Source organism: Streptomonospora alba, assembly GCF_000826685.1.
Taxonomy (GTDB): domain Bacteria; phylum Actinomycetota; class Actinomycetes; order Streptosporangiales; family Streptosporangiaceae; genus Streptomonospora; species Streptomonospora alba.
Genome location: NZ_JROO01000029.1, coordinates 144,210 through 158,596 on the forward strand (window position 1 = coordinate 144,210; position 14,387 = coordinate 158,596).

Genomic DNA, 14,387 nt, shown 5'->3' on the forward strand with positions numbered 1-14,387 from the left:
CACGCTCTGATGTTTCACTGTTCCTGGGTTCGCGGAACCCGGTGGTCGTGAGGGCTCTCACCTCGGGATCACCGGTTCCGGCGGACGGACGGGCGGAGGGTCGCCCGGCCGCCGGCGCCGCGCAGCGGCGCCGGCTCGAGTACCCGCTTGCGAGGGGACGCCGAATGAGTGGGGACACGGTGAACCGGGAACCCCCGGCGGCCCTGGAGCAGGCCCCGGTCCTGGCGAGCGGAGCACGCGTGGCGTCGCCGCCGGTGGTCCGCACAGCCGGCCTGCCCGTACGGGTCCTCGGCGCCCTCCAATTCACCCGCTCCTTCGCGGCCGTCGACGAGGCCGCCCGCCTCGGCGAGCGGGTGGAGGCGGAGGGGCGCCTGCTGGCCGGCTCCCTGTACGACGTCATCGGCACACTGGGCAGCGGTCCGCCCAAACCGGGAGTCGTCGGTCTGCGCAGGGCGCTGCACCGGTCGAGGCAACCGCGTCCGGCCGAGTGGAACGAGCAGGTGGCAGGCGTTCTTCCCGGGCCGGTCGCGGACCGGATCCGCCGCTGGACCGCCGACCTCGGCACGCTGAAGCGGACGGTACGGGAACTGCCCGCCGTCCTCGCCGACGAGGAGGCGGCCAAGCGCGGCGAACTCCGTGCGGTTGCGGGGCACACGGGCTTGCGCCGCGCCCTGTCCCAGTCCAGCCCGGCGCTCTACGCCGAGATCCGCAAGTGGCTCGGCGATGACGCGCACGCGCCGCGCCGCCAGTCGCTGGTCGCGCTGGCGAAGTACGTCGCGCGGGCGTCGGCCAAGACGAGCCCCTACAGCACGTTCATGGTCAGCGGCGTGGGCGTGTGGACCCGCGACGGGCCCGCTGTCCGCGACATCGGAACGCGGTGCGTGCGCAGCGTGGTGGAGCTGGACGGCCTGCTGGTGCAGACGCTCCTGGCGTCGCTGTGCACCGATCCCCGGCTGGCGCCCTCACTGCGGCTGCGGCTCAATCCGAGCGCGACCGTGGGCGACGGCCGGGTCAGCTTCGCGGGCCGCCGGCCGGCCGAGCCCGTCCTGACGATGCCCGCCACACCGGCCGTGCGCGCGTGCATGGACCTCCTCGGCACCGGCCCCGAACGCACCTGGTCCGGCCTGCGCGACGCGCTCGTGGCCGCGGGCGACGGGGCCTCCGGCCGTGCCTCCGCCGAGAGCGTGGACTCGTTCGTGGCCGGTCTGGTCGACCTGGGCCTGGTGGAACGCCGGTCGCCGGTCGCCGACCTGGCCGGCGACCCGCTGGGGGAGCTGGCCGACTGGCTCTCGTCCTGCGGCGGCGAGCGCCCCGCCGGCGTGCTCGCGCTGGTGCAGCGGGTGCGTGCCGAAGCGCGCCGCGACGTCCCCGTCCACGACCTCGACCAACACCATGAGCGACAGCGCCGCCTGATGGGGGCGATACGCGACCTCGCGGCGCGCGTCGAAGACCTGCCGGAGGCGGACGCCGAGCCCGGAGCGGACGCGGCGGCGCGAGCGGACGCGGAGCCGAACTCGGGGGCGGACGCCGAGGCGGGAGCGGACACGGGGGAAGAGGCCGAGGCAGACGCCGCCGCGGCCAAGTGGACCTTCTACGAGAACGCCGTCTACACCGACCCGGCGGCGGCGTGCTCCTTCGCGCGCTGGGAACCCGCCCTGCACGACCTGGACGTGCTCCGCCGCTGGCTGGCCCCGTTCGACCCGTCCCTGCCGCTCCGCCTGGCCCTGGCGGCCTACTTCCGCGAACGCTTCGGCACCGCGGCGCGGGTGCCGGTCCTGGAGCTGCACAGGGCCCTGCAGGACGAACTGCGGAGGGACGGCGCGCCGGACCGGACACCGGCGGCGCGGGAGCTTGTGCGGCTGCTGCACGCCAAGGCCCACCTCGTCCGTCCCCTCGCCGGGAGCCTCCTCCCCCGCCTCCGCGAGCTGTCGCGCATTCAGGCCGAGGCCCGGGACGCGGTGCTCGGGGACCGCGGCACCGGCGCAACCGCGCAGTACGGCGCGGTGTGCGCGGACCCGGCGCGCCTGGCCGCCCTAGCGGCCGGATGGCCGCCCTGGGTCGCGGCGGCGGAGTCGCTCGCCTGCTACGTCCAATCGACCGGCACCGAGTCCAGCCCGTCGCTGGTGCTCAACGCGGTGCAGAACGGCCACGGCCGCGGCAGGAGCCGCGTCATGCACCTGCTGGACCAGGCGGACTGCGCGGCAGGCGACCTCGTTCCGGGGCAGCCGGAGCCGGAGGGCCGGGCGGTGGCCGAAGTGGGCGGGCGGTTCGCGTCCGCCGTCAACGTGCGCAGCGCCGCCGCGCCCTACGAACTGGACTACCCGTTCACGACGAGCCGTCGCCCCGCCGAGCAGCGTATCCGCCCCGGCGACTGCGTGGCGGTCCACGACTCCCGGACCGGCCTCGTCCGGCTCCACTGCGAGACGCTCGGCACCGAGGTTGTACCGCTGCACCTGGGGATGCTCGGCGACCTCTTCCTGCCCGCCGCCGCGCAGTTCATGACCCAGGCGTTCGGCCACAGCTTCTACGTGTACCCGAGTGCGTCGCTCGTCGCCGACGAGGCGCCGCAGACGCCGGCGTCGGTCACCGCCTACCCCCGGGTCGCGGTCGGCTCCGCGGTGCTGCGCCGCGCCGCGTGGGCGGCTCCGATGCGGCAGGTGCCGCGCCGTCAGGGCGGCGAGGCCGAAACCGACTACTGGCTGCGCCTGCTCCGCTGGCTGCGCGAGCACGGCATCCCGACACGGTGCTTCGTGCGGGTGTGGGCCGACCCCGCGCGGCCGGGCAGCGGCGCGAGCACCGACCGCACCTGGATGCTCGACAAGGCACACAAGCCGGTCTACGTGGACTTCGCAAACTGGTTCCTGGTGCTGGCCTTCCAGCGGATGCTGGACGGTTCGGCCGCGATGGCCGTCTTCGAGGAGGCGCTCCCGGATCCCGGCGAGGCGCGCGCGCCGGGCGGCGGCCCCGCCGTGACCGAGTTCCTCGTGGAGATCTCCGAACCGGGGAGGCGCAATGGATGAATCCGACTGGGTGAGCGCTCACGCGTTCTACCACGGCGACCTGGACCTCCTCGTCACCGAGGGGATCGCTCCCCTGACCGCCGAACTCGACTCCGCAGGCGTGCTGCGCCGCTGGTTCTTCCTGCGGTACTGGGAGGGCGGCCCGCACGTCCGGCTGCGGCTGCTGCCCGAGCGCGGCGGCCGGGCACGGGTGGAGCAGGCCGTGCTAGACGGACTCGCCGGCTACTTCCGCGCCTGCCCCAGCCGCGAGCCGATGCGCCGGGACCGGTACCTGCACATGGCCTCCTTCTACGCCCGGAGGGAGCGCATGGAGGCCTTCGAAACGGATCTGCGTCCCGACAACTCGGTGGCGTTCCTGCCCTACCGGCGCGAGTACGACCGCTACGGCGGCGCAGGCGAGGCGGTAGAGCGGCACTTCGCCGAGTCCAGCCGGCTCGCTGTCCGCCTCCTGGTCGAAGGGGCGGCGCTCGGGCAGCGGACGACCGCCGCCTACGCGGCCGTCCTGCTCGCCTGGCTGGTCGCCGAACCCGACCTGGGGCGCCTGGCCGCACGGGTCGGCACCGCCGAGTCCGCGAAGCCCGGGTCGGTCGACCTCCTCGGGCTCGGCGGCACGCCGCCGTCCGCCCGCCTGGAGCAGCGGCGCGACCAGGCGCTCGGCATCGCCCGCGGCCTTCTCCCACTGGCGGCGCGCGCACGCGACGTACAGCGCCCGGGGACCTTCGTCGACTGGGCCCGGTCGGCAATCGCCCTGCGCGCCGATGTGGAGGGCGCGCAGGGCGGCGCATCCGGCCCGGCCCCCTTTCAGGTCCTGGACACCTGCGCACATCTGTTCTGCAACCGCATCGGCGTGCTGCTGAACAGCGAGGACGAGATCCGGGGCGCGGCCGCCGAAGCCGTCGGCACGCTCGCCGCCGAGCAGGCGGCGAACGGCGGGGACGACAAGGAGGACCGGGGTGGAATGGCACAGCCTGCACGTCGTCTACTACGCGAATGACAAGGACCGCCTGCTACTCGAAGGGGTCCGGCCGCTCTTGCGCCGACTGGCGCCCGAGGTCGCCGCGACGTCGTTCACCCGGCACTGGCGGCTCGGTCCGCACGTACGGATCCACGTGAAGTGCGCCCCCGCGGCGGTGCCCGCGCTGGTGCGTCCTGCGGCGGAGGAGATCGTCGGCGGCTTCCTGGCGCGGCACCCCTCGTGCACACACCTCGTGCCCGAGGACCACCTGGACGAGCACCGGAGACTGGCGGAGCTGGAGGAGGACGACCGGCCGCTGCTGCCGTGGCGGCCGGACAACACGATCCACCAAGCCCCGTTCGAACGGCGCGCGCACGTGCTCGGCAGCGAGGAGGTGGCGGACCTGCTGGCCGACTTCCACGCGGCGACCGCTGATCCGGCCTTCCGGATGACCGAGGCGGTCGCCGGCGGAACGCCGCGGCTCGGGTTGGCCTTCGACCTGATGGTGGCCACCGCGCACGCGCTGTCGGGGGTCGGCATCACCACGGGGTTCATGTCGTTCCGGTCCCACGCCGAGGCGTTCCTCACCACCCACCCGGAGGCGCACCGCCTCCGGCCGTCCTGGGACGCGCACTACCGCGGCCACGCCGCCTCATTGTGCGACCGCGTCGGACGGGTCACCGGGGCGCTGGACGACGGGTCCGGCGGAGTCGGCTTCACCGGGGAGTGGACGGAGCTGATGCGGTCGTTCCGCCGCCGGGGGCGCGCCCTCCTCGCGGAAGGGCGGTTGCCCTCCGAAACGGCGTTCGCGCCCGGCGCCGACGGCCGCCCTCCGCCGCTGGCCGGCGCCAGCCCCTACCATCGCGCCGCCTATCGCAACCCGGCGGTGATGGCGTCGATGACCGCCGAGTGGTTCGTCCTGTACCGGCTGATGCTGAATTACACCTACCTCTTCATGACACAGCTCGGCGTCACTCCGGTGGAGCGCTACCTGCTGTGCCATCTCACCGCCCACGCCGTCGAGGAGCTGTACGGCGTCTCCGCGATGGAACAGATCACGCGGGCCCCGCCGGAGCCGGTGCTGGACGCGGGGGGTGAGCCCCGGTGAGCGCCGCACCCGGTTCCGGCGGCCTCGACCGCGACCTGCGCCTGGTCCCCGGAGTTTCCTGCGCTCGCGGCGACGGGCACGTCCGAGTCGCGACGCGGCGCCGCAACGAATCGCTGGGCGCCGACGCGCCGTGGAAGGGCAAGGTGCTGGTCCGCCTCGCCCAGGGCCCGTCCCGGTCGGCGGACCTGGTCGCCGATGTGGCGCAGGACGCCGGGCCCGGCGAGGTCGAGGCGCTGGTCACGCAGCTGGAGGCCGGGGGGTGGCTGGCCGCCGCCGTCCGCTCCGGCGACCGGCCGCTCTACACCCTGGTGCCCGAGAGCCCGCTGGGGCCGGCCTCCGGCGACGGCGGCGCCGGAGTGGTGCTGTCCCGGTTCACCGTGGTGCGCCGCGAGAGCGACCGGCTCGTTGCGGAGTCGCCGCTGGCGAGCGCCCGCCTGGAGACAGGCGACCCGGCGGTCCAGGCTGCGATCGGGGTCCTCGCCGGTGCGGGCGGCGCCGCGGAGCTCGCCGCCGTGCCGCTGGCCGCCGCGGCCCGGGAGCGCCTGCTGGCGGACCTGCTGCGGAGCGGCCTGGCGGTGCCGAGCGCGGCCGAAGAGGAGTCCCGGCTGCGGCTGCGCCAGTGGCAGCCGCACGAGCTGTGGTTCCACCGCCGCTCGCGGATGGGCGACCGCTCCGACGCTGCGGAGGGCTACGGTCGGACGATGTGGGCCCGAGGGAGCCTCGACCCGCTGCCCGCGCGCCGGAAGCCCTACCCCGGTCCGGAGGTCGTGCTGCACCGGCCGCGCCTGGAGGCGCTCAGGCGCGAGGACCCGACGCTGACCTCGGTCGTCGAGGATCGGCGGTCGCTGCGCGTCCACGACGACGCCAACCCGATCACCCTCGACCAGCTTGGCGAACTGCTGTACCGGTGCGCCCGCGTGCGCTCGATGCGCGTCGGCGGCGGGGTCGAGTACCCCAGCCGCCCCCATCCCTCCGGCGGCTCCGTCTACGAGCTGGAGCTGTACCCCGTCGTCCGCCTCGCCTCCGGGCTCGACGCGGGCGTGTACCACTACGACGCGCACGCGCACCGGCTCCGGCTGGTGCGGGAGGAAGGGCCCGACGTCCGGCGGCTGCTCCGCACGGCGCTTCGCGCGGCGCCCACTCCGGGGACGCCGCAGGTGCTGCTCATAGTGACCGCCCGATTCGGCCGCCTGATGTGGATCTACGAGCAGATGCCGTACTCGCTGATCCTCAAGCACGTCGGCGTTCTGTACCAGACGATGTATTTGGTCGCGACGGCCATGGGGCTGGCGGCTTGCGGCCTGGGCGGCGGAGACGCGACGGACTTCAACGCGGCGACCGGGACGGACTACGCGACCGAGAGCGCTGTCGGCGAGTTCTCGCTGGGCAGCCGCCCCCCACAGGGGTGACAGGGAGGATCCGCATGGGATTGCTGCTGCGTCCGGACGCCTACTACGCGAAGTCGCCCCAGGGCGCCTATGTGCTGACCCACGAGGGGGAGATCAGGTTCACGGGAAAGTCGGTGTACCTGCTGATCGACCGGCTCGCCCCCTACCTCGACGGCCGCCACGGGCTCGCCGACCTCACGGCGGACCTCGCCCCGGAGCGGCGCCGGCTCGTCGAGCGCATGGTCGCCACGCTGCGCGAACACGGCGCGGTGCGGGAGGTCCGCGGGCCCGGTCCGGCGGCGTCCGCCCCGGCCTCCCCTGAGGCCGCCTTCCTCGACTACTTCCGCGAGGACGGCGCCGACGCGTTCGCCGCCTACGCCACGAAACGCGCGCTGGTCGTCGGCTCCGGCCTGCTGCTGGTGGAGACCGCGGTCGCGGCGGCCCGCAGCGGCCTCGGCCGGGTGGAGGCCGTGGTCGCTGGCGGGAGCCGCGCGGACGCCGACGAACTGTCGTCGCGCCTGGCGGACGCGGGTGGCGCGGCCTCGGCCGGGACCACCGCCGCCTTCCCGGAGCGGCCGGACGAGGCCGCGCTCGCCTCCCGCCTGGACGGGGCGGACCTGGTCGTGCACGCCGCTGAGGACGGGGAGGCGGCCGACCGCCGTGCGGGGCTGCTGGAACACCTGTGCGCTGAGTCCGGGATCCCGCTTGCCCAGGCCTTCTTGCGGGACGGCGCTGTGTGGCTCGCGCCGATCGGATCGAGCTGGACGTCGGGCCGGCTCAGGCGCGCGGCCCGGACCCTAGAGCGCGGCGCGCCCGCCCCGGGGCCGGAGGGCGCAACCGACGCACTGACGGCCACGGCGGCGGCCGCGCAACTCGTCCACGGCGCGTTCCGGGCGGTCACGGGTGCGGGCGCGGGCGAACCCAACACGCTGACACGGGTCGGCCCGTCGGGGCTGGAGAGCACCACCCACCGCTTCCGCCCGCATCCGTTCGCGGCGCCCGCCCCGCCGGCCGACACCGAGCGGGCCTTCCTCGATCGGGTCGCCGCGCTGGCGGAGCGACCGCGCCTTGCACCCGGCGACTTCTCGCGCGAGGCGAGGTCGTGTACCGGGGAGGCGCTGGGCGCCCTCGGCGAGCCCGACGAGGGCGACCGCGTCCAGTTCCCGCTGCATGTGTGCGGGGTCGACGTCTCCGACCCGGTCGGCCTGCTCGGAGCCCGCGACCGGGGGCCGACCGTGGTGGGCTCGGGGACCGGATTCGAGACGGCACGGTTGCGCGCGGCGCTGCGGGCGTTCGCGCTCTACGGCACTCTGATGGCCGACCCCCGGCGGCTGCTGTCGCCCGAAGGCTCGCCCCTGTGCGCCGGGGACGGCGATCCTCGGGCGGCGGTGGCGGCGCTGCGCACGCACCGCGCCGCTGGCCGGGTGTGGGCGTACGGGCTGGTCGACGGGTCCGCCAGCCTCGTGGACGCCGCGCGGGTCTTCTCCGCGCTGGGCCGCGGCGCGTCCCCGCCCCCGATGCAGGCCGACGATACGGCCTCCAGCCTCCCCCCGGGAACCGCCGCGGCCTACAGCTGGAGCGAGGCGGTTGAGGCCGGGCTGCTAGCGCAGTGCCACCGCCGCACGCTGGCCGACATCGCCGGTTCCGCGGCACCATTCCCCCGGCTCGACCCCGCCGCCGCGGATCTGGACGAGGGGGGCGACTACTGCCGCGCCCTGCTCGGCGCCGTCGACGACGCGGTGGCCTGCCACGACGTCACGGGCCCTCTAGGCGTGCCGACCGTCGTGTGCTTGCTGGGGGGCGCACCTGCGGCCTCCGCTTCGGGGCTCACGATCGCCGACGCGCTGGGGTCAGCCCTGGAGAAGACGCTGCTGGCCTACCAGGCCCGGAGGAACGGCCGGTGCGAATACGCGCCCGCTGTCCCGCACCTGCCGGCGCGGCTGCGGTGCGATTCGACGCGCCCCGCTGCGCCCGGTCCGCGCCTGTCCGGCGCGGACCTCGCGGCGGCGCTGGCGGAGAGGGGCCACTGGCCCGCCGCCGTCCCCCTGGATCACGACGCGGAGGTGAACAGGGTAATGCCGTTCACCGTGAGGGTGGTGCTTGACGATGACCAGTGAAACGACGGCCGCGCCCGCCGGAACCGGCCCTGGTGGGGGCAGCCCAGCACTGCACGTCGTCGGATCGGGCCTGCTGGCCGATGCGATCGCCGCCGCGGCCGACGCGCACGGCGGCGTGGCGGCCTCCGCGGCTCCGGGGCCGGAGGCGGCCGGTGTGGACGCCGGCGCGCTGGTCGTCGCCGCCGCCGACGGCTGGGACACGCGCTCGCACCCGCTCGTGCGCGCGGCCTGCGCCGCCGCGCCGGCGCCGTGGCTCCCCGTGCGCACCGAACTCGGCCGCATCGTGCTGGGACCCGTCGAACTCCCGGGCCGGCCGGGCTGCGGCGACTGCGCGGAGCTGCGCAGGCGCGTCGCCCGCCGGGACCCCCAGGGTCGCGATGAGGTTCTGCGGGTGCACGGCGACGCGCTGGCGGAGCGGCCGTCGTCGTGGCTCACGACGCTCGCCGCCGACCTGGCGGCGGCCCTGGTGCTCGACGAGGCGCAGCGCGTGACGCGGGATCCGGAGTCCGCCCGCACGTGCAACGCGCTGCTGTTCGTGGAGTTGGACAGCCTGCGGACGTCCCGGCACCGGTTGCTGCCCAACCCCCTGTGCGGACGATGCGGCTCGCGGCCCGACGACTCGGCGGAGCTGGCCGATCTGTCGCTCGCCCCGCGCCCCAAGGCGACGCCCGACACCTACCGCTCGCAGGACGTCGCCGAGCGCTGGGAGTCGCTGGAGCAGACGTACTTCGACACCGAATCCGGGCTCGTGCACACCCTGACCAAGGGCAGCGGCGGCGGGATCGTCACCGCCTCGGCGGAATTGGGTGCGCACGGCGACTCGGTCGAGTACGGGTTCGGCTGGACCCGCAGCTACCGCACCAGCCGCGTCGTCGCACTCCTGGAGGCCCTCGAGCGCTACGGCGCGACCCACCCCGGCGGCAGGCGCACCGTCGTGCACGCGCCCTACGCCGAAGTGCGCGACGAGGCGCTCGACCCGCGCGAGCTAGGCCTCTACCCGCCGGAGCGCCACGTCGAAGGGTTCACCTTCCGGCGGTTCTCCGAGTCCGTGCCCTGCTCCTGGGTGTGGGGGTACTCCTTCGCTCGGGAGGCGCCGATCCTGGTGCCGGAGAACTACGTGTACTACCGGCTGATGCGGCGCGCCGGCCCGGAGAACCCGCCGTTCGTCTACGAATGCTCCAACGGCTGCGCGCTGGGCGGCAGCGTGGAGGAGGCCGCCCTCTACGGCGCCCTGGAGGTGGCCGAACGCGACGCCTTCCTGATGACGTGGTACGCGCGGATGCCCGTTCCCCGCATCGACGTCGGCTCGGCCGGCGACGACTCCCTGCCACTGCTCGCGGCGGCGATCGAGCAGGAGACCGGATACGAGGTGCGCGCGTTCGACACGACGCTGGAGTACGGCGTCCCGAGCGTGTGGACCATGGCGGTCAGACCGGGCGACGACGACGCGGCGCCCAAGGCCGCGTGCTCGGGCGGCGCCCACCTCGACCCGGAGCGTGCCCTCCAGCGCGCCCTGAGCGAGCTGGGCCCGATGACGGCCGGCCTCCTCGGCCAGGACCCCTCCCGCCAGGAGCGGGCACGCGAGATGGTGCGCGACCCGTCGCTGGTCACGCTGATGGCCCACCACACACAGCTCTACGGGCACCGGGAGGCGTTCCCCCGCTTCGACTTCCTGGAGCACTCCACCGGGGTCCGCCGGATCGCGGACATGGCGCGTGTGCCCCCGGCGGCGGACCTGCGCGACGACCTCGGAGAGTTGGTGCGCCGGTACCTCGACTGCGGTCTCGACGTCATCGTCGTCGACCAAACGACCCCCGAGCACCGGGCGGGCGGCCTCGCCTGCGTCAAGGTCATCGTCCCCGGCACCCTGCCGATGACCTTCGGCCACGAGTTCCGCCGCGTGGACGGACTGCCGCGGCTGTACTCGGTGCCGCACCGCCTCGGCTACGCCGACCGGCCGCTGGTGCCCGAGGACATCAGCCACCACCCGCACCCCTTTCCCTAAGGAGTCCTCATGCAGTTGATGCTCGTCGCCTGGGACCTCAGCGACTCCGACGCGACCCCGGACAGCCTGCGGCCGTACCTGCGCGACTACGCGGTCGACGCCTTCTCCACGATGGACGGCATGCGGCTGAAGGCGTGGTTCTCCAACGCCGAGCGGCAGATGTGGGGCGCGGTGTACCTGTGGGACGGCCCCGAGTACGTCGACGGCTGCTTCCGGGTGAGCCGCTCGATCGAACTGATCGGCTATCCGCCGACCTCGGTCTACATGTTCGACCTGGAGGCGACCGCCGAGGGAAAGAGCGTCCACGAGGCGCTGTCCGGTCTGGGGCTGGCCCTGGAGACGTGACGCGGTCGGCGGCCGTCGACGGCCGCCGACCGCGGGCTACGCGGTGCCCGCTCCGCCCGCGGAGCGCTCCTGGGCCCCCAGGCCCTTCAGCAGGGCGGTGCGGATGGCCGGGCGGCTGCCGAAGGCGAGCAGGAACGTCGCCTCCCGCGTGAGGCGCTGAGCGTGCGCGTCGGTGAGAAGGGCCCGCCCGCCGACGTGCACGGCCAGCGCAGCCGCGGCGCGCACCGCGAACTGGGAGACGGCGGCGCGGGCGGCGGGTACGTCCTCGGCCGCCGCGCCCAGCAGCGTCCGCCGGGCCGTCGCGAGCTGGGCGGACAGCGCGCCGCTGTCGTCGCCCATCAGCGCGATCGCCCGGCCGGCCACGCCCAGGGCCAGGTTGCCGTTGAACCGCACGGACTCCGGGTCGCCCTTGCTGTGGGCCTCCAGCGGAACCGTCTGGACGACCCGCTCGCGGGGTACGAAGTGCCGGGAGAAGCGCACGGTCACGGTACGACTGGCCTGGGCGGCGACCAGCCGCGCCGGCGGTCCGGCGCTCACCGACTCCCCCTCTTCGGCGTCGAGCAGCGCCATCACCAGGACGTCGTCGGCGTCGCGCGCCGCGATGTAGAGGGTGTCGACCATGCCCCACCCGCTCACCCAGGGCGCGGCACCGTCGAAGATCCAGCCGCCGTCGACGGGTTCCGCCCGCAGCATGGGAATTCCGGGACGCACCGCCGCGGTGACCGCCACCCCCGACCGCAACCGCCCCTCGGCCAGCGGCTTGAGGCGGGCGTCGCGCAACTCCCGATTGCCGGTCTTGGCGAGGGCCGATACGGCGCCGTGGTGCTGCACCCACACCAGCGTGGTCGCCAGGCACCCGCCGGCCAGCGACTCAACCGCCCGGCAGGCCGCCGCGTAGCTCGGAAAGTCCAGTGCCGTCAGGTCGTCGGGCGCCGCGAAACCGTAGAAGCCCTTCTTCGCCAGGAGGTCGAGATGGCTCTGCGGCACGCGGTCGGCGCCGTCGACCTCCAGCGCCGCGGGAAGCAACGCCTCCTCGGCGATGCATGCCGCCTCGTCGAGGGACCGGCAGCCCGCCGTGCTTGCGCCGGTGTCGGTCACGACGCGCCTCCTTGGTCTCACTGGGCGGGGCTTCGCGGCACCCGACGTGACGGCTGGGCGGGGGCACCGAAGGGGAGTGCTTGTATTTGTACGTGCCCCCGGACAGGCGCAGGCATTCACCCCGATACCGGGTGATTCGTCCTCTTCGGCGCACCGGGCCAGGCGGAGTCTGCCGGTGTGGGGTCAGTGGGGGTGCGGTGGCACATGAGGGCCTTCTGAGCGTTCGGTCCCGTCTCCGGAGATTCCACTACCGGACCACCCGTTCCCTTATTCGACAGTGGCCGATCCGCGTGGCGCTGATCCGGTGGTCAGGGTGGAGCGCCCCGAGCGCAGCGAGGTGCCCCCTTCGTCGAATCGCCAAGCCGTGGACCGTGCGGTCGGTGGCCGCGGAGGCGGGTGCGGGCCGGTCGCTGTTCGCCGCCCGGTTCCGCATGCTCGTCGGGCAGCCGCCGATGCGCCACCTGGCCATGGGCCGCATGCAGGAGGCCGCCCGGCTGCCGGCTGAGAGCTCCCTGCCCCAGGACCAGGTGGCGCGCCGTGTCAGCTTCGCTTCCGCCACCGGATTCCACTTGGCGTTCCGCCGCGCGTCCGGTACCGCACCGGGTGAGTACCGCCGCAGCGGCGGAGCGCAGGAGCCGGGCGGCGGAGGGCGCCGCGGTTGACCGGAACGGCGAGCGGGGACCGCCGCTCTCGGGTGGCGGCCCTCCCGCGGCGGCCGGTACCGCGCCCGTCGGCGCCTCAGGCCGGTCCGGGGCCGGTGAGGAGGACGTACAGGGGCAGGGCCGCGTTGTTCACGACGTGGACGGCAACCGCCGGCCAGATCGAGCCGCTGCGGCGCATCAGCTCGGCGGCGACGACTCCGACGGCGAGCGCCGCGGGCAGGACGATGTTGATGCCGTGGAAGAGCGCGAAGACCACCGAACTGCCGAGCACGCCGACGACGGGCCCGTAGCGCAGTAGGGCGTTGGCAAGTACCCCGCGGAAGAGGAACTCTTCGCCCAGGGGGGTGAGCAGGGACAGGAAGGAGAACGTGAGGACCATCGGCAGCACGCCCCCGCCGGCCGCGTCGTAGTACATGCCTTGGGGGTTGGCGTCGAATCCTGTGAGTTCGGTGATGCCGTAGGTCAGCGCGGCATTGGCACCAAGGGCGACCAGGCCGCCGAACACGCCGATGCCCATCCAGCGCCAGGTGGTGCGGCGCACGCTGAAGGCGCCCCAGGAGCGGATGCGGACCAGTGCGGCCGCGGCGAAGCCCGTGAGGCCGGCGACGCCCGACCAGGCGGCCACGACGAGGCCGTATGTGACGTCGTCCAGTTCCAGTCCCAGCGGACCGAAGAACGGCAGCACGACCACAGCGGCGACGAGGGCGACCAGGCCGACCACGACCTCCGGCCAACCCGGGCGCACCGGGCCTGCGGCGCCTGCCGCAGCCGGTTCGTGCGGGCGGTCCGAGTGTTCGGGGCGGGCTGTCGACATAGCGGGGTCTCCTTGCTCCTTCGAGGCGCTCGGCGTCGATACCGGTGACGTGGACATGGTCCGATTCCAGCGGTCGGCGCGCCGTTCCGGCAGTGCGGCGGCGTCACCGCCCGGCCGTGACGTTTCTCGGGGGAGGGCGTGACGCGGCGTCACTGGCGGCGCCTGCGGAGCGGGAAGAATACTGGGGGGCTCCGCTTTGCTCCAGCGGGACCGGAGGAGTCGGGGATTTCAGGGCGCTGGCCGATGCCGCGGTGGCCGATGACCTGCACAATCGACATGGCGCCGACACAAGAGCACCCACGGAGCGACATCCGCCTCGGCGGCGGCCGCTCCACCGGCAATGCAGGATGCTGACCTGCGAAAACAAGGTGGGCCACCAGGGGATCGAACCCTGAACCCGCGGATTAAAAGCACGATCTGCCGTGTCCTGCCATTCCATCGACTCGACAACGCAGCCCCGTGCCACCCTCTCCCATCGCATGCCGGTCGTGTCGGCAACCACCGAGCACCGACGGAGCACAGGCCCCGTGATTCGCGATCGGCGGGCTCGGCGATGACGAATGCGGTAGGCGTGCTCGGCGAGAAGGGTCGACACCGCACGATCGAACGCGGCCAGTCGCTGTCCCGGCTTCAGGCGCCCCGCAGGGGCCTGCTGAGCTGGTGGGCTTTTTGGGCCGCATCCGCCGCGCGGTCAAGGCCCGTGGGCACTTCCCCAGCGAGAGTGCCGCGCTCAAGTGCGTCGACCTGGCGCTGATGAGCCGGGACCCCAAGGGCACCGGGCGCGCCAAGTGCCCCGGCGTTGGAAGAAGGCCCTGAACGCCTGCGACCTCACATTCGAGGGCCGCCTGCCCGTGGAACACCGCTGAACAGGAAGA

At 74.2% G+C, this 14,387-nt stretch carries 10 protein-coding genes and 1 pseudogene; 9 read left to right on the plus strand and 2 right to left on the minus strand.

From position 1 onward, the window contains the following. The first annotated feature begins 164 nt into the window (after positions 1 to 164). The 7 genes from LP52_RS15630 to LP52_RS15660 are packed head-to-tail and all read left to right on the plus strand — an operon-like array spanning position 165 to position 10,938. Positions 165 to 3,020 carry a lantibiotic dehydratase gene (locus LP52_RS15630; protein WP_084723238.1) on the plus strand — a complete coding sequence of 952 codons (2,856 nt, stop codon included), beginning with the start codon at positions 165 to 167 and terminating at the stop codon, positions 3,018 to 3,020. Beyond that, the gene (locus LP52_RS25835) at positions 3,013 to 4,014 is read left to right on the plus strand and encodes a lantibiotic dehydratase C-terminal domain-containing protein (protein WP_052809896.1); all 1,002 of its coding nucleotides are present in this window, start codon (positions 3,013 to 3,015) and stop codon (positions 4,012 to 4,014) included. The genes LP52_RS15630 and LP52_RS25835 overlap by 8 nt, the downstream gene beginning before the upstream one ends. After that, a complete protein-coding gene (locus LP52_RS15640; RefSeq protein WP_040274418.1) occupies positions 3,974 to 5,083 on the plus strand; it encodes a thiopeptide maturation pyridine synthase in 1,110 nt (369 codons plus the stop codon). Before LP52_RS25835 ends, LP52_RS15640 begins: the two co-directional genes overlap by 41 nt. After that, the gene (locus LP52_RS15645; RefSeq protein ID WP_052809897.1) at positions 5,080 to 6,492 is read left to right on the plus strand and encodes a SagB family peptide dehydrogenase; all 1,413 of its coding nucleotides are present in this window, start codon (positions 5,080 to 5,082) and stop codon (positions 6,490 to 6,492) included. The genes LP52_RS15640 and LP52_RS15645 overlap by 4 nt, the downstream gene beginning before the upstream one ends. Before the next feature lie 14 nt (positions 6,493 to 6,506). After that, positions 6,507 to 8,588 carry a hypothetical protein gene (locus LP52_RS15650; protein ID WP_040274419.1) on the plus strand — a complete coding sequence of 694 codons (2,082 nt, stop codon included), beginning with the start codon at positions 6,507 to 6,509 and terminating at the stop codon, positions 8,586 to 8,588. Next, entirely contained in the window at positions 8,578 to 10,593 is a 2,016-nt protein-coding gene (locus tag LP52_RS15655) for a TOMM precursor leader peptide-binding protein (protein ID WP_052809898.1), read from the plus strand. Before LP52_RS15650 ends, LP52_RS15655 begins: the two co-directional genes overlap by 11 nt. Before the next feature lie 9 nt (positions 10,594 to 10,602). Continuing rightward, the gene (locus LP52_RS15660; protein WP_040274420.1) at positions 10,603 to 10,938 is read left to right on the plus strand and encodes a hypothetical protein; all 336 of its coding nucleotides are present in this window, start codon (positions 10,603 to 10,605) and stop codon (positions 10,936 to 10,938) included. A 36-nt stretch (positions 10,939 to 10,974) separates the two neighbouring features. On the opposite strand, the gene LP52_RS15665 is transcribed toward LP52_RS15660, so the two are convergent. Further along, complete coding sequence (locus LP52_RS15665; protein WP_052809899.1) at positions 10,975 to 12,036, minus strand: acyl-CoA dehydrogenase family protein; 1,062 nt, start codon at positions 12,034 to 12,036, stop codon at positions 10,975 to 10,977. 380 nt (positions 12,037 to 12,416) lie between these two features. On the opposite strand from LP52_RS15665, the gene LP52_RS28415 reads away from it, so the two are divergent. Further along, complete coding sequence (locus LP52_RS28415) at positions 12,417 to 12,698, plus strand: helix-turn-helix domain-containing protein (RefSeq protein ID WP_238580940.1); 282 nt, start codon at positions 12,417 to 12,419, stop codon at positions 12,696 to 12,698. Between the two features lie 76 nt (positions 12,699 to 12,774). Here the strand turns inward: LP52_RS28415 and LP52_RS15675 are convergent, their stop codons facing one another. Next, on the minus strand, positions 12,775 to 13,512 hold the full coding sequence (locus tag LP52_RS15675; RefSeq protein ID WP_040274421.1) for a CPBP family intramembrane glutamic endopeptidase: 738 nt from the start codon (positions 13,510 to 13,512) through the stop codon (positions 12,775 to 12,777). A 675-nt stretch (positions 13,513 to 14,187) separates the two neighbouring features. Here LP52_RS15675 and LP52_RS29105 point away from each other — a divergent pair. Further along, positions 14,188 to 14,378: pseudogene (locus LP52_RS29105) on the plus strand (IS256 family transposase); the annotation flags it as partial. Between the last annotated feature and the right edge of the window lie 9 nt (positions 14,379 to 14,387).

What these genes read in the sequence shown, in the direction of transcription:
- LP52_RS15650 (WP_040274419.1), top strand. Translation starts at nt 6,507, where the DNA reads ATGGGATTGCTGCTGCGTCCGGACGCCTACTACGCGAAGTCGCCCCAG.
- LP52_RS25835 (WP_052809896.1), top strand. Translation starts at nt 3,013, where the DNA reads ATGGATGAATCCGACTGGGTGAGCGCTCACGCGTTCTACCACGGCGAC.
- LP52_RS15630 (WP_084723238.1), top strand. Translation starts at nt 165, where the DNA reads ATGAGTGGGGACACGGTGAACCGGGAACCCCCGGCGGCCCTGGAGCAG.
- LP52_RS15655 (WP_052809898.1), top strand. Translation starts at nt 8,578, where the DNA reads ATGACCAGTGAAACGACGGCCGCGCCCGCCGGAACCGGCCCTGGTGGG.
- LP52_RS15675 (WP_040274421.1), bottom strand. Translation starts at nt 13,512, where the DNA reads ATGTCGACAGCCCGCCCCGAACACTCGGACCGCCCGCACGAACCGGCT.
- LP52_RS15660 (WP_040274420.1), top strand. Translation starts at nt 10,603, where the DNA reads ATGCAGTTGATGCTCGTCGCCTGGGACCTCAGCGACTCCGACGCGACC.